The organism is Pseudoalteromonas sp. NH0006-46 (assembly GCF_057547735.1).
The window spans coordinates 14,554-36,496 of sequence record NZ_BAAJML010000007.1 but is presented as its reverse complement, the minus strand read 5'-3'; the positions used below and the strand labels follow the sequence as shown (position 1 = coordinate 36,496).

Below are 21,943 nucleotides of genomic sequence, written 5' to 3'. Positions count from 1 at the left end.
ATAATTATTAGTACAAAAGGATTAACCGAATTAGGTTTCTAATCCTTGTTTTTCCCATATTTTCGCTTTAAAGCTCATAAGCACTAAAACAATACCTACACCAATGCTAAATAATGCAATTTGTAAGTATAGGGTAGGAATTTCTTGAACGTTATTTGGATCAAAGTTACCAGCAAGTAAACCTGCGATAATGTTACCAATAGAGTAAGTTAAAACAAACACACCCATCATTTGACCCGTATAGCGACGAGGCGATAACTTGCTTACTGCACTTAATGCAACAGGGCTTAAACAAAGCTCACCCACTGTGTGTAAAAAGTACGTAGTAACCAACCAGTAAGGCGCTACTTTTAAGCCCTCAGCTGCATAATGTGCTGCCATAAACATGACTAAAAAGCCTGAGGCCATGATGATCAAGCCAAATGCACATTTTACGCTGTAAGTAGGCGATATCATTTTTTTAGATAGGTTTATCCAAAGCGCAGCAAAAAATGGCGATAAAACAATAATAAATAGTGAATTTAAAGATTGAAACCACGTAGTTGGAATTTCAAAAGTACCAATAAGTCGGTCGGTGTAATCACGAGCAAATAGGTTTAATGAAGAACCGGCTTGTTCAAAACCAGACCAAAAACACGCAGACGCAACACACACTAAAAATAGTGCCCACATTCTTTGTTTTTCTTCGCCAGTTAATTTGCCTTTAAAATAAATAAGACCAAAGTACACAAAGAATATAATAGTAAATGCAACAGCTGTATAACCGGCTACAACCGAAGGGTTTATAGTAATGGCACCCGTCATAGCGGCTATGGTAACGCCCGCAACAACAGCCACAAACAGCGCGATAGCGCCCCATGTACGTGAAGTGCCTTTAGCGCTTAATGGGTTAGCAGGTAAAGCGCTGTGCTCTGGTAAGTTATTAAGTGTAATTTTGTATTGCACTAAACCAATGGCCATACCAACAGCTGCTGCACCAAATGCCCAGTGCCAGCCTACGTTCTCCATAAAGTAACCACATACGTAGTAACCTATTAAAGAACCCATGTTGATACCCATGTAATAAATAGCGTAACCGCCATCACGACGCTCATCAGCATCGCTATATAGTTGGCCTACCATTGCACTGATATTTGGCTTGAGTAAGCCCGTACCTGTAGCAACAAAAATTAAACCAATAAAAAACGAATATTCATGCGGGACGGCCAAAATAATGTGGCCACACATAATGATAATACCGCCGTACCAAACCGCTTTTTGGCCACCGAATAATCTATCTGCAAGCCAGCCACCTGGCAAACCTAAAAAGTATACCGCACCTGTGTACAAACCATAAATTGCAGCAGCTGATGCAACAGTAAAGCCAAGGCCTTCTTGTTGTAAGCTTGCTGTCATGAATAATACGAGCATAGCTCGCATACCGTAATAACTCATTCGTTCCCACATTTCAGTGAAGAACAATGTCGAAAGTCCTTTAGGGTGGCCAAACCAGCCACTATCTGGAGCTGAACTCATATTTACTTCCTAACTTAAAGAATTGTTGTGATGGCCTTATAATTTTTTGCTTTAGCTAAGTTAGCCCGTTTATAAGGTTAAAGTGCTCGACCATCAGTATATTATTTGTAGCTAAGATAATGATTTGCTGTATGGCTATAACACCATAAGGTAAGAGACACACCCTTATCCTAGCTACAATTGCGCTCAAGTATACATATACCTCAAGGCGAGGGGAAGTACTGAGCGGTGTATCACCTTATGCCAAGTTAGAACTCAGCATAAGGGATAATAGGTGTACCCGGAAATTCGAGTGTTCCGTAAACGGGATTGAAGTAATAGCGGATATAAAGCTGGCCAAAATTAGGTTCGTAAAAATCCGAGCGGTCAATAGCTAAATAACCACCAAAGAACCAATGTGGCGTTATTCTGTATTCAAAACTGCCTTCTAAATTGTACGATACGCCTGCACTGGTATCTGAGTCAAAGGCAGGGTCTACACCGGTTTCAAGTTGGCGCGCAAAGGCTTCTGCTTGAAGGTCAGGATCATTAGGGAAAAAGTCGATGGCTTGCGTTTTAGTTTGCGAATACGACACGCCCGTTTTTACGCGGTACACAAAGTCATCACCCCAACGTGCATCGTAAGTTAAGGGAACCGATAACGCAATATAGTTTTGTGGGCTATAGTAGCCGCCATGCCCCCACGTTTCCTCACTTAAATTAAACTTATACGCCCAATGCAATAAACTTGCACCCACTGTAAATTCGCGTTCTTGATTGCTTATTACACGATAATAGGTGCCGCCCATCAAGCGGTAGCGTTGGTTATCTTTTACGTTTTGACCTTTATATAATGTAAAGTCAGCACTAGACCAAAACCCCCAATCGCCGCCTAAATCGTGGGAAACATTAGCGGTTAAACCTGTTGAACGAACACCACCCCAAATTTTACCGGTATTAACGTCTTCAAGACCTGCATAGGCGAGTACTGAGCTAGTTACTGGTCGTTTTTCTAACTCAAGGCTATAACCAAAGTCACCAAAATCGTCCGAGTAATTAACACCCCATACAATGTCTTCAATAAAAAAGCCCAGTGGTGTTGTACCAATATCTACGCGCCAGTTTTCGTTTTGCCAACCAATGCCAATATCAACGCCATCTTGCTCAGGACTTACTTCGTCAATACCACAGGTAAATATACACAAAGCGCCTTGTCCGTATCGGCTGCCAGCAAATTGTTCGTCAAATCGTGTTGTTTGAGCGCTAATGCTTGTTGGGTCTATTTTTACAAAACCTTGCCCTTGCCAAAGCGGAAAGTACGCTTCAATAGGGACTAAACCAGCGCCCAATGTGGCTTCACTTTCAGTGCTTACTTGTCCACTAAAATTAACACCAACAGCAATGTAGGCTTGGTTTTTGTTTTGCTGATTAAGTAGTTCTCTTTTTGCACCATTTATATACCACTGGTCGTTTTCATTAATGCGCGAAAGTGATGCGTAGAGTTCTTTTTCATTTAGTTGACGATTAGGTGAAAGCGTTTGTGCGTACCACGTTTGTGCTTGCTCTGTTTCATTAAAATTAGCAGCAACTTGCGCGCCTAAATAACGAAGCTCTAAATCATTAGGTGCTTTTTGAATAAGTTGTTCAGCTAAGTAAAGGGCATCACCTGCGTAGTTAAAATCGTTTAACGATTCCATAATTTGACGCTGAAAATAACTTTCTTGCGTTGTGCTTTGTTTAATGGCGAGTTGTATGACTTCTTTCGCTTGGAAATCATCCCCAAGTGCTCTGTAGGCTTTAGATATTGCCATTAAAGCTTGGGGTTCAATTAGCTGATTATTTTTTACTTTTTGTTCATACAAAATAATGGCTGATTGGTTTTGTTCAAGTGCTAAGTTTGCATTTATTAGTGCAGTCGTTGTAGCCGGTGAGCTGGGGTATTTTTGATCAAGCTGATTTAGCTTGGCAATAAGGTCACTGCCATTAAAATACTCAGAATAATAAGCATTTTGTAATTGCACGAACTGATTTATTTCACTCTCAGAGGCATTTTCAGGAAGCCTATAACGATTAAACCAATCAACAGTCGGTGCTTTATTGTCTTGTGCTAAAAGCCATTCGCCGTACAACATATGCCAATAGGCAGATAATGAGGGGTCTTCAACTAACGCGTTGCGCATTAGTTTTAAGGCATGATTTTGTTCATCTATGCTAAACCAGCTTCGTGCTAATTCAGCTTTCATTGCTGGCGTTAAATTTTGCGCCTCTAACGCACTTAAGTGATAAATAGCTGCCGCTTTATTTTGAGAATTAATAAAACGTTCGCTTTGTGCTAAAGACTCATTAAGTTGCAACTGTTGTTCAAGAGATACAATATCAGCGTCGCGAGATTTAAAAGGAATATACTTAAGTGTAGCAAGCGCGCCTTGATAATCGTCTAACGCGCGCAAAAATAGTGCATGGCTATACCTAAGCTGTGAATTTAGCGGAAATTGCCACAATACATTATTAAATAATGAGCGAGCTTTGTCGGTGAGCCCTTTTTGTTGGTATATAAATGCTAAGTCGTAATATAACCAAGGCTCTTCAGGTGTTGCTTGAATAGCCTCTTTTAATATTTTTTCAGCCTCTTCTAATTCACCTGCTTCAGTAAGCTTTGTTGCCTTAGCTCTATACACGCTACTTATTGAACTTAAATATGACGCTTTTAAAATTTCTTTTTGTGAAAAAGAAAGTCGATTAAAAAAAGATGTCAGGTTTTTTTCATTTTGCTCAAGTTCTGCAATCTCAAATAAGCCAAATAGGGCGCCTTCGTTTAAAGGTTCGCTTTTAAGCACAACTTGATAGGTAAGTGCTGCCTGTGAATATAACCCTTGGGCAAATTGTAAGGTGCCACGATTTGCTAACACAGTATTCGGTTCTTCTTCTAATGCGGCGGCTAAATCGAGTTTTAATTTGGCAACTCTAAATTCACTGCTGTCTATAGCGTCTCTTGCTTGGCGAATATAAAACCAAAACTTAGCCGTTTTGGCCATGCTTTTGAGGGTATTTCGCTCTGCAAAGTCGGCAGTGTATTTTTGTGCACGTGTAAAGTAATTGTAGGCTTTACCATTTTCACCTAGTTGAAGGTAAAGTATGCCTAAGCTATTCATAATAGCACCGTCAGTAGGGCGGCCTTTTAATGCGTTTAAAAGGTGGGGCTCTGCTGATTTTAGCTTTCCTTGTTCAAGGAACTTTTCGCCTTTTAACCAAAGCTGATAAGCAGGATCGGCTAACAACTTTCGTCGCGCTTTTAATTGCTTTTTAAAATCTTGGTATTGTAATTCACCCTTGTTACTAAAAGGGTAGAGCGTAAAATACTGCTGAAACTGTTTATCTGTATTACTGTTTATCGGCATGTTTCTTAATGCAGATAACCAAATACCTTCTACTTCATCACTAAAACCAGATGTTGAGCCATACTTACCCAAAATACGCATAGCTGTTTTATCACGTGGGTTACGTCTGAGTAAGTGCCTTGCATAAGCAACTTCTACCTGGCCAATATTGTCATAGCGCTTTAACAGTTGCTTATATCTATTTTTAACGCCTTGCCATTGGCCGGTGTCTTGGGCATACCAGCTTAAATGCTCAAGTTCAAAATTTAAGGTCGGATAAATGTTATTAAAAATTTTATTATAAATCTGACGTGCTTGTTCATACCTGCCAGCACGAGCAAGGAGCTTGGCTTCTTGAACGCTAGCCTTATCTTGCCCTTGTATACGAGACATCACCTTGAGTTTTTTTACGCAAGGTGTTTGTTGCATTAGTTGGTTATCAAGCTTGCTTAATAGTAAGTTTGCTTGATTTACATTGCCATTTGTATAGTCATAATGGGCCAAAGCACATTGTGTTTCTATTCGAGAAGGGGCAATAGCAACCAACTTTTGTAGGCTGTCTTCAACTAGCTTTTTGTTTTGCTGTGCTTCGCCAATACTAATTTGACTTAATAACCAATCAACAGATTGTGTATCAATATCATTTATGGTTTTGGCGTTTAAACTAGCGCTTAGTGCTAATGTACAAGCTAAGGCTAACCTTAACGACATTCAGTGCTCCAAGTAGGTTGTAGCGTTCCATCAGCCGTGATTTTAAAGCGCTTATTTACAGCACTTTCACCAAATAAATTTAATACACTGTCGTAATAACGTGTTTGTGTAAAAGATTTATCAATCATCAATTTTTGTTGAATAGCCATTACTAACTCATCGTTACCTTGCTCAGCTAATAAAGGGAGTAATGCAGCGTTAAATCCTAATGGGCCTCGTTTATCAGATTTACCTGATTGAGAATATGTATTTAGAGGAACATAGCCACGTTCTTTAATCGACTCTATAAATGGTGCAAATTGAGTAAGCAGCTCTTGTTTATAAGGTGCGTCGTTTGCCATCATACTGGCCCAAAGGTAAACCCGAATAGCGTTATAGTTGCCTATGTCAGTGGTTTTTTTGTCAAAGTAAAATCCACGGTTTGAATCAAACATAACCCAATCAGGGCTTACGCCTTGCTTAGCAGTATCTAAAATAAGCTTTGCTGAGCCTTCATGAAGTTGATGCCATGGTGAATGTGGGTAAAGCTTTTTAAATTGTTGATAAATAAATAGCGGCGAGTAGCTAGGGTTTAGCTTATAACGCTCATTATCAAACTCAAAGCCTGCAGGTGCCGGCAATAAAGATAAACCAAGGCCTGTTATATAAGCTGTTTCTTCTCTGATTATACGCTGAGCAAGCACAGCGGCTAAAATACTATAGCGACGCTCGTCCCATAAAATAGCGGCTTGCGATAAGCTGTATGCAATCCATAAATCAGAATCAGACGCAGGGTTTGAGTCTAAAATACCCCCTACACGGTTTTTATTTAGGCCCCATTTCCATGCAGGTAAACGAGTACTTAAATCGCCTTCTGATAAGTGCTCTTGAGTCCAATTTAAAACAGAGTCAAACGCGGCTTTATCGTTGGCGATAAGTGCAAAAAATAGTGCATATGATTGACCTTCAGAGGTTGTGATACTTCCCTCACTGCCTAAGTCAATAACACGTCCGTCTTGGCTTACAAAGTGATTTTTAAATACCTGCCACGACTGCCATGGTGCACATTGTTCAGCTTGTGCGTTTGCATTAAAAGCAAATAGTGCAATCACAGTAAAAAATACATTAATGAGTGATTTCATTATTTATCTCCTTCAGCTAAACGCTTGTAAGTAAGTGCTTGTAATAATCGCCATAAAATAAATGAGATCAGTAACAGCGTTAATATAGACAGTAACGCCAATATAAATGGATGATCAGATAAGTGGAACCACACTAAAGTATGGACCGGAATATGCCCCACATAATATTGTTCATCTACCTGTATTGTTTTAATACCTTGTGAATTAATAACGGCTGCACTGCCATTAATTAGGGCACGTTTTTCTGAGTTCATCAATGCGTCATCAAGCAGAGTAAATGCATTATTAGTTGTCGCACTTAACGATACAATTGAACGGTTTGAATCAAGTGGTGATTGAAACCCCGTGATTACAGCCATGTCACCACTACTTTTAATGCTTACTTCTACTTTTTCGGTAGTTTGCTCATCATAAGCGCCATTATAAATAGCTTGTTTTATTGCTCGTTGATTATTATTAAGCAAAATGTTTGTTTGTGCATCTTCGTCTAAGTCGTTAGCAATACTGTTTGGTTTTGCGATTACAAGTATGTCTTTATCATCTAAATCAGCGTCCTCATTTAAATGAGCCACACTCATTCTGTGAGCCGGGTAACCAGTAATTGCACCAAATTCGCCAGTTAAATTAAACAAAACGGTAAGTGCACTAGGTGTTGGGTTGTTATCAATTAATACAAGAGTTTGTTGTAAATCAGCGTATTTGGTGAATGGGAATCCACTATTAGCAAATACATTTAAGTCTGGCAGAGCAATGTAATGGTCAAAACCGCTTACATCAATACTTGAGTCGCCATCAATAACACCAAATTCACCGCCAGGAGGTGCAACAGCACATTCCCCTTTTTTGAGAACCCCAAATCTAAAATCAAAGTTAAGTTCATTTCTGTTCGCTAAATTAATCCCGTTCACAGAAAACCCTTCAGTGCTTTGGGTTGTATCGGTATTGGCTACTAGCGGCAGTAATGCTTGTGTTGTTTGTAATAAATCGTTGTTCTCGTCTAACAAAAAGCCGCTTATGAATTCTTGGTTTATTAACATATTTAAACGAGAGTCGATAGCTTCCGATTCTGGAGTGCTACGATATTGTAGGGTAATAGGTATCCCTCTTTCACGCCATGTAAACAAATCAGGTGCAAAACGAATGTTTAGTTTTACAGGGCCATTATTAAGGCCTTGCGCCTGTAATTGCGTAGGGTAGTCAATAAGTTCGTCAAAATGCACAGGGCGATCGCTTCTAAGCCAGCGCGGAGCATCATAGGCTTTACGCAGCGGTAATTTATCAATGGCTTCAATACTTGCACTTCTGCCTGTCATTACTTTGTGGCCAAATGCAAGACCCGTCACTGCAGTTTTTAAATCAGCCTCATCACGACCGAGTATTAGCAGTAGCTTGTAATAACGATTAAATGGATTTGAAATGATTTCAATCGTTGGTTTTTCAACATCTGGGTAATCTTTTAAAAAATCAGGCTTCGAATCATTAGTAATAAACACCACGCTATGTTTGTTTGGCGCTTTATTTAGCGTTACCGGAAAATTAAAGCCGCGCCAGTCTGCTTGTGCGCCAAACCAGCTAGATAGCGTTGCTGCTGCTTCAATTGCTTGGGTGTTGGGTGTTTTAGCAAATACAAAGGGTAGGTTAAGTTTATTGTAATCTTTTTCATCAAAAAACGGTTCAGGAAGGTATTCTAAACGGCTATCAATAGCAAGCTGCTTTTGGTCGAGCATAATGTTGCTTGATCTATTAATTTCAGTCCAAATGGTGCGGCTGAAATAATCTTGACAACGAAGGTCATAATAACCAACTAACTCAAAGCGTACTTGGTTGTAATCTTGGATATATTTAGCATTTAGATCGAGGCTATGTTGCACTGTGTTTTTCACAATACTTAGCTGCTCATTAATGGGCAAAACAGTCACTAAATTATCATTAAAGTAAACTTTTAAATGCGATACATTTGCGATTAACGAAGGCGAGTTTGTATACGAAAAATTCAACTTTAAATTAGTGCTTAATTTATCTATTCGGTTTGTGAAGTCAACGCGGGAATTGTTATTTACCCCGTTGAGCTTAAAGCCAGTAAAACCTAAAGCTTCAAACTCTAAGCGTAAACTCGATACCTGAGCACTTTCAGGATAGCCATTAATAAACATTGATTTATTTTGTAATGGCTCAACCGCGTGTGCAATATGCACACTACAAATAAGTGACAATGTTAGGAGTGTATTTAGCAACTTTTTAATCATAATTATTATGCACTATTGGTCTTTTTGGGGTAAATGAGTTTACGTACACAACTATATTAGTTATGAACTGAATAGTAGGTTGAAGCGCTCTTGGCGCGTGGAAGAGCAGGTTACTAAAGCCTCTAAGGCTCGTTTTTTGCACTTCTTTAAAACTGTATGATGGGCGATCATGTCTAAAGTTATTTTGCCAGTCAAGCCACGCATCTGCGCGTGAAAATGTACATTGTATAAACGCACGCTGTTTTTCAAGAGACAAATCTTTAATGGTTAAGCCAATTTGGTTACCCCGAGTGTTACAAACATGGGTAGCGAAGGAAAACTGCTTATTACCGCGGCTCATTAATAATTCTATTTTATCGTTTACGCGACAAGAATGCGCATGCTCGGTTTCTATACCCACGCCGTTGTCTGAGTAATCTGTAATTTTTACTTTTAACGTATGTCCATTTGCTAAACGAACGCCCGCTGGAAAATTTGCTTTAACACGGTGAGAGTGCCTAACTTGGCGTGCCTCTGCAGCTACCGCAACGGCAGCCCCTAAAATAATAATATTATAAAGCGCCCACCCCATACTAATTAGTAACACACCAACCTGTGTAGGGTCGCCAAAAAACAGGCGCAAAATACCGACCAACATGCCTAATAAATTAATGGCGAGTAAAACAAGGTAGGGCTTAGAAATTCCCCAGTCATAATGCTCTTCGTCGTTTAAGCCGCCTTTTTCGGTAACGTTAAATTTCCCCTTATTTGGGTTAAATAAAGCAACCGTTGTTGGCTTTAATATGTACCAAGCAAGCACAGATTCGTAAACTTCGCCCCAAAACGAATAGCGATACTTACCTTGTATTCGCGAGTTGGTTGCTTTTATTTGAATAAGTGTCGGTACAACATAGATAAAAATAGCTAAAAATGGCGCATAAATAATGTACGCATTAAAGTAGATGAGTGCCAGAGGTGCGGTTAAAAACACAATGCGTGGAATACCTGATAAAAAATGCAGCATAGCGTTTAAGTAACAAAGTCGCTGAGGAATGTTTAAGCCTTTACCTAAAAGCGGGTTATCGAGCCTAAATATTTGCGCCATACCACGGGCCCAACGAATTCGCTGGCCGATATGAGCCGATAAACTATCAGTGGCAAGACCTGCCGCTTGTGGAATATTTATATAAGCCGTTTTGTAACCTGCGCGTTGCATTCTCAGCGCAGTGTGTGCATCCTCGGTTACGGTTTCAAAAGCAAACCCACCAATTTCGTCAAGCGCTTCTCTTTTTAGTACCGCACACGAACCACAAAAGAACGTGGCATCCCACATATCGTTACCGTCTTGAATAAGCCCGTAAAACAGCATGTTTTCGTTTGGAATTTGACTGTGATTATTTAAGTTTCTTTCAAATGGATCTGCTGAGAAAAAGTGATGAGGTGTTTGCACCAAACATACTTTACTGTCTTTTAAAAATTGCCCCATGGTCATTTGCAAAAATGATCGAGCAGGTACGTGATCACAGTCAAAAATAGCGATATAATCACCGTTGGTATAGCGCATAGCACTATTCATGTTACCCGCTTTTGCATGGTTATTATCTGGCCTTGTTAAATAACCTGCACCCACTTGTTTGGCAAATTCACCAAATTCAGGGCGTTTACCATCATCTAAAATATATACGTTTAATTTATCTGCCGGCCAATCAATACTTAACGCAGCAAGTGTAGTGGGCCTTACAACACTTAATGGTTCATTGTAAGTAGGAATGTAAATATCTACCGTAGGCCATAAGTCAGTATTTTTTGGCAGCATCACGGGTTTTCTTTCAAGTGGATTAATTGTTTGAAAGAAACCTAAAATAAGCACCATCCACGCATATGTTTCTGCAAGTAATAAACCTGCACCCAATGTTAATGCGAGTGGATCATCCCAGTTAAGTGTTTCGGTATAGCGCCACCATAAGTAACGAGATGATGTAGTGACAGAAAGCGTGACCATAACAATGGTGGCCATATGACCTTTTACCCGTTTGAGCGCGTAAGCAACCAGTAATATAAAGCTAATAAAAACGGCTTGCGCTTCAAGGCTAAATGGAATGGTTACAAAGATTGCGAGCAAAAATAATATAAGCGCAACTACAATGTACTTAATTAACTTATTTTGCCAAATTCGAGCGTCAGCCATTGTTTTAAAAGCACTTTTTTTAGGCCTGCTGCTGTTTTTAGAAAAAAAGCGCCTTATTAACCGACCTAATTTAAGATCGTACCAGCGAAGTTGTCTTAGGCTGTAGCTCACCGAATCATAAAAATAATTTGTTGCATGCTTTTTGATTGATACAGATTTATTTTTAGGTTTGTTGACGGTAAACAATAAAAAAATAGTCTGAATTATAAAGCGCACAATATTAGAGTATATGTAGGTCCTGTAAGGAAGCCTTAAGTGCGGATAATAATTATATAAGGTTAATTCAAAGCGCTCTCTGTTTTTGCTTATATTTATAAATAAAGAGCTAAACAAAGTAATAAAAGGCATAAAAAAAGCTTCAATTACATTAACTTTGTGTTGATTAAAGTAACTATGAAATTTAAATAAAATATAGCGAACAAGCTTATCAGTAAACAATATGCTCAGTAGTAAATACAGAGTACTGTGTATGGGTCTTTTGTAAAAAAGAGAAAAGCTCATTGTTACAACGCCGCTTTACTTACAAGCCACCCGGCAAGTGTTTCAAAGTCATCATTAGCAACGCTGTATGGTGCACAATTAAGTGCAACATTTCGGTTTGCTGTGGCTTCTTTAATAACTTCATCGCTGTTGATGAAAAACGGCGCCATAAATGGCAATGTAGATTGCCAAAGAGAAAATAGATCAAATTCTAACACTGAGGCTGAGTTGTAGCGGTTTACTACAAAAAAATGCTTCCAAGTTGATTCGGCTGTTTTTAACGTTTGTAGGCGTTTATATATAAGGCTATGGCAAATAGCATCGCAGGTGACAAGCTCAATCACAATATCGTCTTCTTTCAACGGGTAGTGAGAAATATTAATATGAGCAGGGCAGTCAAATAGTAACCAGCTTGATGCGTTATAATCCAGTTTTTTACAATGATTAACGGTTGAGACTATGTCTTCTAGCGTTACCTCATTATCACCAAAGGGTAAAAAAAGTACGCCGTCGCTGTCTTTACGAAAGTGCAGTAGTGCATCTTCGAAATTACTTTCGTTACTCCAGCCTTTAGTGCTCGTCCACTTTAAACCAAAATGCAACCCAAGGTCGCTTTTAGCATCTAAGTCTATGGCAATAACATCTACATCCGATTTTTTTAAGACGCACGCAAGATTGGCAACGACCGATGTGCTGCCAATTCCTCCTTTAATACCTTTTACAAAAATCCGTTGCAATGGAACGCTACCTTTATATTATTTATTATTGGTTGTTTTTATTGCGTCATCAATTTCTTTTAATAGCGCGTATTTGTTTATTGTTTTTTGGTTTTTTTGTGTATTCATAATTTCAATGTAGTCATCGCTTTTCCCACCAAAACGGCGAGCTAGGTTTTCTATGTCACTTGATGTGAGTATTTGTGAGCTTTTTGTAGCTAAATTGTTCATCACAACCTTTGTAAGCGTAATTTTTATTTTATTAAAAGTGGACAATATTTGGCTATTATATATAGAATAGCGACCAAAACTAGTAAAAAAGTATTTTTTTTAAGGACTTTTTAAGTGCATAACTTTAACATACCGGGATTAGAGCCAGCTGCAAAGGAGTTAAAATCGGCTTCAAGTTATGCTGTTTTGGCGCCTTTAGACAATTTTGTTGTTGAACTTGCTTTACATGCAGTTAACCAAAGTCTCTCAAATGATATCTATATTGTTTCTCAAGAAGTTGAATCATTTTTTGAATCGCCCTATTCGGCTGCACTTAACAACGCTTATAAACGCAATAAGGTTCACCCGTTTTCATTTTCATCTGAAACCCAACACTACTCAATAGAGCGCACAAATAAAGGTATAATAAAAGAAATTAGCGCCTATAAAAATTTAAAAAATGCCCTTGTGTTTATTCACCTGAGTACTGAATTACTCAGTGCTACGAGCGAAGCAAATATAGGTGTAATTCTGAGTGATTACAGTGAGTTTGCTAAAAAAGCAGGGGTGACCTTGTTGTTTTTGATATCGGGTCCAGAAGTCACGCATTACCGATTTTTAATGAGGCGCTTAAATACTATTTTTGATGGCTTAATTTTTGTTGATAATGACTCTGCCACACGTGTTTTAGATTATGATTACTGGTTGCATAGCACGGGCGTGTTTGCTGAAAAACAATTCCAGCTTGCAATTGAAAACAATCAGTTTGCTGTTTCAGAGACTAATATTAACGAGCAAAAAATGCCAAACGGCAGTCATTTTCCCGATGAAGATGACGTATGGTTAGTGCAAAGTGCGGTGCCTATAGGCACAAAATTACCCACACACTATTATACCGCTAAAGACAATAATGAGTTATTCGATAAAGGCCCAAAATTAAAAGCCGCAACACTTGTTTTTGCTGTTACTCGCTACACTGATTTAGCGCAATTAGGTAAACAGTGCTTTGAGCTCAGAAAAAGCTGTGGTCGTTGGTTAAAATTAGTTATACAAAATGTAGATGGCGTAATACGTCATCAAGATGAATGCTTATTTTTAACGTTAGGCGTAAATCTTATTTTGTATAGTTTTTCTGAGCCTTCGCGGTTATTGTCTCAAATCCAGTCTATTCAAGGCTTTCAATTTTCGAGGCCATTACCTCCATCTGTTGAACATGTTTTAAAGTTTACTGAAAACACCTTCTCAAAAGGCTATCTCCCTTTTGATGAGTTTACACGCCAGGTTGAAGTTCATAGTGACTCTGCGGTTAATTTAGGGGTAAGCGGTGTGTTAGTTAAGCTTGAGTTACTGCCACGTATAGATCCAATTCATCCTTTACACTTGTTCCATATTAAGCGTGAAGGAGATGTTTTTAGCCTTGCGGATAACACAGTATATTTGTACTTGCATGCGTGTAGAGAAAATGATGTAAATAATGCAATTAAGCATTTGTTTAAATTACAAACCAATGATTTTTTTGTTCAGCAAAATGTTATTTCAGACCATTTTCATATACAGCAAGAGTGTAAGCAACTTAGACGATTTTATGCCGGTAAGCCCGTTGTTGATTATTCTAAGCAGTTAACCGAAAATGACAGCTATAAATTTGAACCCAGTGTGTCAAAAAATATTACAGAGGCATTAGAAACGCCCGAGTTTACAAATGATGCGCGCCCTGATGCGGTATCATTTGTGATGAGATTAAAGGCCTAACCCATGAGTATTGATCAGCTTTTTATTACCGCTATTTTGGCTATGCTCGTCGGTATTATGCTATGCATGTCAGCAACTTACATACTAGCCAGAGTAAAAAAATATTATTACAAGCTTACTTTTAAACATGAAGTACTTGAACCTTACACACCAAATAACAAAAAAAAGGATGAGCAGTGAAATTATCAGGTTTAGGAGCTTGGAACCTTTATTTTCTGGCTAAATTTGCCCTATTTTACTACGGTGCAATTGATTTTAATGTATTGACCAATGCTGCACTTGCTGCTCTTTTAGCAATCAAGTTTAAAAAAGCAATAATCGAAAAAGCAAAGCACGTATTTGGCGGCTTTTTGGCAATTATTATATTGTATCAAGACTCGTGGTTACCGCCTTTAAATAGACTGACAAAACAAGCAGGTAATGTTCAAGATTTTAGCTTCGGCTATTTTATTGAGCTTTTAGCACGCGTAATTAGTGTTGATATGTTACTAGCATTATTTGTTATCACAGTCTGCTTTTGGTACACATCGCAGTGGTTACGCTTTACAACGATCACCATTGTGGGGTTACTCATTATTGGCTGGCAGGGAGACAGCGAACAATCGTCAACTGTTGCTGGTAACAACTCAGCGAATACCACCCTATATAATCAACCTGAGCAACAAACACAGGTTATTACTCGCGCCACTCAAACACCTGATCAAAAACTCACTGATTTTTACCAGCAACAAAGCCACCTAGTGAGTCACTTTCCTTCGCAGGTAAATGGTGAGTTATTTGATGTCATTGTGTTAAATATTTGCTCTATGGCAATTGATGATTTAAATGCCATTGGTGTCAGTGTTGAAGATATGTTTAGTGACTTCGATGTGCTGTTTTCAGACTTTAATTCGGCTACATCGTACAGTGGGCCTGCCGCAATTAGGTTGCTTCGAGCAAGTTGTGGGCAAACCAGTCAAACCGCTTTATTTAACGATGCACCAGAGCAGTGCTATTTATTTAAAAACTTAGAAAAGCTAGGGTATCAAAGTAGCGTGGTAATGAACCATGATGGGCATTTTGATAACTTTAAAGGTTTAATTGATCAATTTGGTGGTTTGAATAATAAACCACTTAATATCAGCTCAATGCCGGTGGCCCAATATGGATTTGACGATAGTCCTATATACTCTGACGGGGCAGTATTGAACAACTGGCTTGAAAATGAGGCAGACGATTGTAAGCCATGTGCAATGTACTACAACACAACAAGTTTGCACGATGGTAACCAGCTAGCTAATCAAAAACGTATGAATAGCCTTGAAAGTTACCCAATCAGGCACGCTAATTTACTGTCTGATATTAACCGCTTTATTAAAAACCTTGAAAAGCGTGGTCGTAACGTCATGTTAATGATAGTGCCTGAGCATGGCGCAGCATTAAAGGGTGACAAAGTTCAATTTGCTGGCCTTCGTGAAATACCCAGCCCTAGCATTGTATCTGTGCCGGCGGCTATTAAATTTATTGGTCCGGATGTTCAAAGTTATTCGCAAATTATGATTAACGAATCGACTAGCTACTTTGCCTTGTCTGAAATTGTTGCTAAAACACTTGAAACAAATGTTTTTGGTGGCAACAACAGCATTGCAAATTTAGTAGAAAACCTACCTAAAGCATCAAAAGTAGCCGAAAATGCGGGTACAATTATGATGTACGTTAATAAACGCCCTTACATACAACTTGATGGCGAAGAATGGTCTGCCTATCCTCAAGGTTAAAAAACAATTTAGCTATGCAGTAGGCTAGCACTGCTGCGTAGCGTATTTAGGCTGTTATTCCTATGCCTTAATTAAAATGCAAGTTTGTCCAAAAATGTTTACAATAAGCTACCTTCTCAAAGCGACTTAGCGTATTATTCGGCTAATTTAGTTTTTCCTGCTTTGAGGATGTATGCGTCTAGATATTCACTGTGCTGATAGAATCGGTATAGCCCAAGAAATCCTTAATATTTTAGTTAACTACAGTGTTGATTTAAAAGGTATTGAGGTTGATTCTGTTAATTGCCGTATGTATGTGAGCTTTCCCGAAATTGAGTTTGAACAGTTTCAAAAAATCATGCCTTCGATTCGTCTTATTGATGGTGTGCATGATGTACGCACTACCGCATTTCTTCCTTCTGAACGAGAGCATAACGAATTAAATACTTTGTTACGTGCATTACCTGATGGGGTTATTTCTATTGACGCTAAGGGCTGGGTGCGTTTGTGTAATGACGCTGCATGTAAAGACCTGCAGTTAAGCGAAAAAGAAGTGATTGGTGCCAATATTAATAACTTACTCAAAGGCTTTAACTTTACTCGTTGGTTGGAAGGCAAAGAAGTGTTAGGCCAAACCACTCGGGTTGAAGTCGCTGGAGAAGACTTTATTGCTGATATTTTGCCTATTGCCGTGCCGCAAGGCAGTGAAGGCGATGTGTTAGCTGGTGCCGTTATTAATATTAAGTCGCAAAGTCGTTTAGGGCAGCAAGTAAGTGCATTTAGACGCTACGGACAAGAGAGCTTTGCAACCATTCATAACTTTAGTACAGCAATGCGCCGTGTTGTTCGTGAAGCTCGAAAAATGGCGCAACTAGAAGCCCCAATACTCATTACGGGTGAAACGGGCACAGGTAAAGAGTTACTTGCGCGAGCGTGTCATTATGCATCTAATCGATCAGTTAAGCCGTTTATTGCGCTTTCGTGCGCGTCGTTACCTGACGATGTAGCGGAGTCTGAATTATTTGGTTATGCCGGCTATGAAGAAAATGCGGCTCCTAAACGCGGTGTACTAGAACAAGCCGATGGCGGTACTGTATTTTTAGATGAAGTGGGTGAAATGTCGACCCAATTGCAAACTAAACTTTTGCGCTTTTTACAAGACGGGACTTTCAGAAAAGTAGGCGATGAGAACGAAGTAAAGGTAAATGTTCGTATTGTTGCTGCTACTCAAAAAGATTTACCCGCAATGGTACAAGAAGGTGTTTTTAGAGAAGATTTATACTACCGAATTAATGTATTAACACTCGAAATTGCGCCATTAAGAGATCGTAAAGCTGATGTAGGGCCTCTCGCAGAGCACTTTATTCAAAAATACGCACAGCAAAATGGCCACGCCATTCCTTTATTATCACAAGAGTGCTTAAGCTTTTTACAAGAATACCCATGGCCGGGTAATGTACGCCAACTTGAAAATGCGATTTACCGTGCAGTGTCCTTGTTAGATGACAGCGAGTTACGTTTAGAGCATTTACAACTGCCTACGTTTACCCATGAATTAGGGTATTTGGAGTCAGACTTTGAGGGATCGCTTGATCAAGCAGTAAAACGTTTTGAAGCCACATTATTACGTAAGCTTTATCCAGCCTACCCAAGTTCAAGGCAGCTCGCTAAACGTTTAGGGCTTAGTCATACCGCAGTGGCAAATAAGCTACGCGACTACGGTATTAATAGAAAAACCGTTAAGGTTTAGATTTTTCTAAAACAGAAATATGGGACTAGTTTTTAGTGCCCATATTTTTTGTAACACCATCAATAGCAATAGTTTCAATACCGTCTTCATTAAAGTTTATAACAATACTGGCATTGTTACGGGTAAAAAAGTAACTACGGTTATTTAACTCTATAACGTAATCGCCTTTTACTCGGTCACTAAACATTTGCTTTTTCAGTGACACAGTATGCTCGCCAATTTGCCAATTAAACCCTTCAATAAAACCATTGTTAAACTCTTGCACCCATACCTGGCTTTCATCTTTTGATAGTGTAATAGCCACTGAGTATGAGCTTGGAATGCTTTGCATAGCGTAGCTTTTAGCGCCAATTTTAAATTGTTCAGCTTTTTGCTGCCATGCAAAACCAAATTCAAAGTTTTTTTGTATTCCAGTGGAGTAGGTAATGGTCCCTTTTCCTGGCAGTGAAAAATCAGCTAGCGCCGAATAGCTTGGTAGAAGTAATCCAATAAACGTAATTATATGTAGTAGAGGTTTCATAAGCGTTTTATTTTTATATATATGAGTGAATTAAGAGTAAGGGAGAACATTCGTCTTCGCAAGTGCTTGTGATACACTCAATTAAATTTTACTGGTAAGACCTTTGTTGTGAACTTATATATTCGACTCCTATTATTATTTTTTAAAATTAAGCGTAATAAACACTATCAAGATTTACTTGATACCGTAGATATTGACTACAAAGCACTCCCGACTGACTGTGATATTAATCTGCATTTAACTAATTCGCGTTATTTGGCAATGATGGACTTGTCGCGAACGTGGATGACCGAGCGTGTTGGTTTACTTAAGCAAATAATGAAACGCCGATGGTTTCCTATCGTTAATGCAACAGCAATCACTTATATTCGTGATATAAAACCGATGCAAAAATACACCATTAGCACTAAGTTAGTAGGGTGGGATCATAAGTATTTTTATATAGAGCAAAAATTCCACTCTGACCGAGGTTTGCATGCTATAGCTTACGTGCGTGGTGTATTTAAAAGCAAAAAAGGCGTTATTAGTATTGAAGAAATGCTTGAAGTGGCTGGCTTTGAAGGTAAAACGCCTATTTTGCCAAGCGAAGTAATGCATTGGAAAGAAATGCTTGAGCAGAAAAAAATGACTAATTTACCAAAGTAAACGTTAAAGGCGCTTAGCGCCTTTCCTAATGTTAAGCTTTTATATTCAACTTACCCTGAAAGTCCTGCCATCCTGGTGGAAATTGCCCACGTAATACATACGAAAACGCAATCAGTTCTGCAATCACAAAATAAAGCTCTTTTGGAATTTCCTCACCTAATTCGAGGTGCGATAAGGTTTTTGCTAAGTCAGGGTCTTCGTGGATCATGATCCCTTTCTGTTTTGCTGCTGCAATGATTTCTTCAGCTAATTCGCCAAAGCCTTTAGCGCTTACCGTGGGGGCGCTTCCGGTTTCGTATAAAAGGCCAATTGCCGATTTGCTTTTAGGGGGAGCACTCATAACTACACCTTAATATTAATAATTGCATGAGATTTATAAAAAGCAGCATGGGTTGCTTCGCCTCGTTTTAGGTTTAGCTCGGCAACTTGTAAGCCATGTTTAGCAAGTTTTGAGCGCAAGTTATCAAGGTGAGGGTGCGCAATAGCACTCACTTCTTGGCTTGACGCGAGTAACTGACAGTCGAGTGATTTGTCCATTAGCTCGGCTGTAATTTGCAGTTGTCCAAGCTCGGCATAATCAAAATTTAATCTAACAAACCATACGTTTTTCGGCTCTAGTTTATCTGCCGATGGCTTTTTATATTGCCCAAGAGCTATTTCTGTTTGGGCTGCTTCTGGCGGTAATTTCATCGGCAATAAAAATTGTGCCAGCGGGTTACTCTCAGGTTGCTGGTTAGGTGTTGAAACATTAACTTGTGTGAGCGTGTTTTTAACCTGAACAAGCTCTCCAGCAAGCGCTTGAACTTGTGATTGTTGCAGTTGCTCGAGTATTTTTGAACTTGCTTTGCCAGTTTTAAACGTAGGCATAAGCACCTGTAGTAATGCATCAATACCTGTTTTTGACTCAAAAGTAATAGGGGTTACAGATTGGTTAATAATAGGGGCGGCCAAAATACTGACGGCTAGCTGCTCAAGCCCTTTGGTGAAGCTACTTTGCAGGGTGTCATGCGTTAAGCTATGAGGTTGCAATGTCGCCAGTATTTCTCTTTGCACAGCAGTCGGGCTGACGTTGCTGCTTGATACCATCCGATTAAAAGCCTGATTAACCAATGCATTTAGGTCAGGTGTTTGTTTAGTGGCTTTAACTTGAATATCGGCTATTTGACTGCTCAATGGGGGTTTTTCTTCTGAGATTTTTTGAGTTGAGTCATGCGATGGTGGCAGTTTTAAAAGCGGTGTTAATATTTTAGCTTCAATAGGTTGAAGCATTTGGCTTTGTGAAGCAATAGTCGCTGTGTTATTAAAAACTGTACTTAAAAGGTTATTATTTGCTGGTGTTAAAGATACAACGTGTGTTTGCTGAGCTGTTTGGCTATTAGGCTTGGGGATAGGCAGCGTGGCCAGTTTATTATCTGTGTTAGCTTGTTGAACATGACTAAGCCCCACTTTTGTAAGAGGCAGAGAATTTAGCTCTTTAACTCTAGTTTGTTTTTGCGGTTCGTTATTCAAGGTAGTTTGAACTTGGGCTGTTGAGCTTTTTAATACTTGCTCTGTATTTTTGGCTGCGTGTTCTGCTTTTATTTGAGTGCTTAACGGTGCAACTGATTGTGTACCTAGCACTGTTTTACCTTGCTGAGTGGTTTTTTCGATTTGTGGCAGCTTATTTTCTGATGTATTTGTTGTTTTTGCATCAGGTATTTGCAAATGACTACTCACAACTTTGTCGTTAGGAGATTGCCAAACAGCGACATTTGCTTTTATTAACTGCGTTAACTGCACAATAGGCGGCAGTTGAGAGAAATGCTTAGGTAAAATATTAGCACGATCACCACTGGGCTTTTGCGCATTAGTAGCAACTTGTATACCTGCATGCTCAATTACATTAATTTTATTTGTTAAGGGGGGGGCGGCTGTTAACTGCTTGTTTAAAGTGGGTAATGGCGAGAATTGAGCTTTATTTTCGTTTGCAAACGATTTGTTTTCAAAATAACTAACAGCATCATTAATTCGTGTTTTTAAATCACTAAAACTTGTTTGAAGCCACGATTTTATAGGGCTATGAGTACTCACCAATGGGCTTACTTTAATGCTGCTATTATTGTGTGTGGGTGAGGTTGATAAATTGGCGTGTTGCGCAGTCAGTAATTCATTAAAGGGCTTGGAAAAAGAGTTACTTAGCATCACTTTTGCGTTTTCGGCTTGTGTTTTTATTACTAGCTTGTCTGCTTGATTTGTTAGACTTACTTTTACTGGCGAACGAGGAAGTTCAGCTAGCTGCGCGTTCGATACTTGTGTAGTAAAAGAACCTGATTTTTGAGGGTGCGTTAAAATGGCTAATTTTGGCGTTGCGTGTAGTTGTGCATTAGGTAACAAGCTTGTTAGCATTTTAACCAGCTTCGTTTGGCTTAGCGGCTGTGTATGAACGGTATCAGCAAAGCGATTAATAACATTAATTTGCGCCCCTTTACTGCTGGTGCTCATAACGAGCTTTAAGGGTTGCTCTGTGCTGAGCAATTGTGCCACGTCTTTATTAATGGCAATACTGGCATTGAACTTATCAATAATTAATTTTGGTGCCGGCGTTAAAGCAACCTGAACGGCAAGTGGTTTGCTTTCAACCTCGGCACCTGTACTAATAAAATTGAGTAAGCGTTGTAATTGTGCGGGTTTATTAATTGTGAGTGTTGTTACATTGGGTAAAATAGCAAGCTGTTTACCATCTGCACTTAATTGAATATTAGCGCTGGCTATTTTGTCTAAAGATTGAGGCGCATGGGTTGTACCTAGCCTGAGAGTTTGCCAATGCTTATTAACGAGTACGTCAAGGGTAATGGAGTCTTTAGAAAATTGAATGTTTTTAGCCGCAAGTACTTCACCTGGTAATTGTGGTAACTCATTGGTTTGGTTATTAGTTGATGAATTGATAACCAATGAATTAGATAATGTTATTTGCGTTGGCGTATTCATTATTTTAAATCAAGTTTTCTCTATTTTAAGTGAATCGATTTTAAAGCAATA

At 39.0% G+C, this 21,943-nt stretch carries 15 protein-coding genes; 5 read left to right on the top strand and 10 right to left on the bottom strand.

Annotation, left to right across the window (positions count from 1 at the left end; translation table 11 throughout):
- Positions 1-30: 30 nt before the first annotated feature.
- The 7 genes from AC27I2_RS13700 to bcsR all read right to left on the bottom strand — a co-directional run bounded on the left by AC27I2_RS13700 (position 31) and on the right by bcsR (position 12,543).
- A complete protein-coding gene (locus tag AC27I2_RS13700; RefSeq protein ID WP_138527455.1) occupies positions 31-1,515 on the bottom strand; it encodes a peptide MFS transporter in 1,485 nt (494 codons plus the stop codon).
- Between the two features lie 248 nt (positions 1,516-1,763).
- Positions 1,764-5,582, bottom strand: a complete 3,819-nt coding sequence (locus tag AC27I2_RS13695) for a cellulose synthase subunit BcsC-related outer membrane protein (protein ID WP_487204588.1) — start codon at positions 5,580-5,582, stop codon at positions 1,764-1,766.
- The gene (gene bcsZ, locus AC27I2_RS13690; RefSeq protein ID WP_487204587.1) at positions 5,573-6,703 is read right to left on the bottom strand and encodes a cellulose synthase complex periplasmic endoglucanase BcsZ; all 1,131 of its coding nucleotides are present in this window, start codon (positions 6,701-6,703) and stop codon (positions 5,573-5,575) included. Before bcsZ ends, AC27I2_RS13695 begins: the two co-directional genes overlap by 10 nt.
- Positions 6,703-8,949, bottom strand: coding sequence for a cellulose biosynthesis cyclic di-GMP-binding regulatory protein BcsB (gene bcsB / locus AC27I2_RS13685; protein WP_487204586.1), 2,247 nt, complete (start codon positions 8,947-8,949; stop codon positions 6,703-6,705). The genes bcsZ and bcsB overlap by 1 nt, the downstream gene beginning before the upstream one ends.
- Entirely contained in the window at positions 8,942-11,617 is a 2,676-nt protein-coding gene (gene bcsA, locus AC27I2_RS13680; RefSeq protein WP_058405067.1) for a UDP-forming cellulose synthase catalytic subunit, read from the bottom strand. Before bcsA ends, bcsB begins: the two co-directional genes overlap by 8 nt.
- A 2-nt stretch (positions 11,618-11,619) precedes the next feature.
- A complete protein-coding gene (bcsQ, locus tag AC27I2_RS13675; protein ID WP_058405068.1) occupies positions 11,620-12,333 on the bottom strand; it encodes a cellulose biosynthesis protein BcsQ in 714 nt (237 codons plus the stop codon).
- Positions 12,334-12,351: 18 nt separating this feature from the next.
- On the bottom strand, positions 12,352-12,543 hold the full coding sequence (gene bcsR / locus AC27I2_RS13670; protein ID WP_058405069.1) for a BcsR/BcsP family cellulose biosynthesis protein: 192 nt from the start codon (positions 12,541-12,543) through the stop codon (positions 12,352-12,354).
- Between the two features lie 114 nt (positions 12,544-12,657).
- Here bcsR and bcsE point away from each other — a divergent pair, with 114 nt between their 5' ends.
- The 4 genes from bcsE to tyrR all read left to right on the top strand — a co-directional run bounded on the left by bcsE (position 12,658) and on the right by tyrR (position 17,760).
- Entirely contained in the window at positions 12,658-14,274 is a 1,617-nt protein-coding gene (bcsE, locus tag AC27I2_RS13665; RefSeq protein WP_487204585.1) for a cellulose biosynthesis protein BcsE, read from the top strand.
- 3 nt (positions 14,275-14,277) lie between these two features.
- Positions 14,278-14,454 carry a hypothetical protein gene (locus AC27I2_RS13660; protein WP_201020874.1) on the top strand — a complete coding sequence of 59 codons (177 nt, stop codon included), beginning with the start codon at positions 14,278-14,280 and terminating at the stop codon, positions 14,452-14,454.
- The gene (gene bcsG / locus AC27I2_RS13655; RefSeq protein ID WP_487204584.1) at positions 14,451-16,031 is read left to right on the top strand and encodes a cellulose biosynthesis protein BcsG; all 1,581 of its coding nucleotides are present in this window, start codon (positions 14,451-14,453) and stop codon (positions 16,029-16,031) included. The genes AC27I2_RS13660 and bcsG overlap by 4 nt, the downstream gene beginning before the upstream one ends.
- A gap of 172 nt (positions 16,032-16,203) precedes the next feature.
- Positions 16,204-17,760: a transcriptional regulator TyrR gene (gene tyrR / locus AC27I2_RS13650; RefSeq protein WP_006791402.1), complete on the top strand. Its 1,557-nt coding sequence runs from the start codon at positions 16,204-16,206 to the stop codon at positions 17,758-17,760.
- Positions 17,761-17,785: 25 nt separating this feature from the next.
- On the opposite strand, the gene AC27I2_RS13645 is transcribed toward tyrR, so the two are convergent.
- A complete protein-coding gene (locus AC27I2_RS13645) occupies positions 17,786-18,280 on the bottom strand; it encodes a hypothetical protein (protein ID WP_058405072.1) in 495 nt (164 codons plus the stop codon).
- Between the two features lie 108 nt (positions 18,281-18,388).
- Here AC27I2_RS13645 and AC27I2_RS13640 point away from each other — a divergent pair, with 108 nt between their 5' ends.
- Entirely contained in the window at positions 18,389-18,925 is a 537-nt protein-coding gene (locus AC27I2_RS13640) for a thioesterase family protein (protein WP_006791400.1), read from the top strand.
- Between the two features lie 31 nt (positions 18,926-18,956).
- On the opposite strand, the gene AC27I2_RS13635 is transcribed toward AC27I2_RS13640, so the two are convergent.
- Together AC27I2_RS13635 and fliK are read right to left on the bottom strand one after the other, a co-directional pair.
- The gene (locus AC27I2_RS13635) at positions 18,957-19,265 is read right to left on the bottom strand and encodes an EscU/YscU/HrcU family type III secretion system export apparatus switch protein (protein ID WP_058405074.1); all 309 of its coding nucleotides are present in this window, start codon (positions 19,263-19,265) and stop codon (positions 18,957-18,959) included.
- Between the two features lie 2 nt (positions 19,266-19,267).
- Entirely contained in the window at positions 19,268-21,892 is a 2,625-nt protein-coding gene (fliK, locus tag AC27I2_RS13630) for a flagellar hook-length control protein FliK (protein WP_487204583.1), read from the bottom strand.
- Positions 21,893-21,943: the final 51 nt, after the last annotated feature.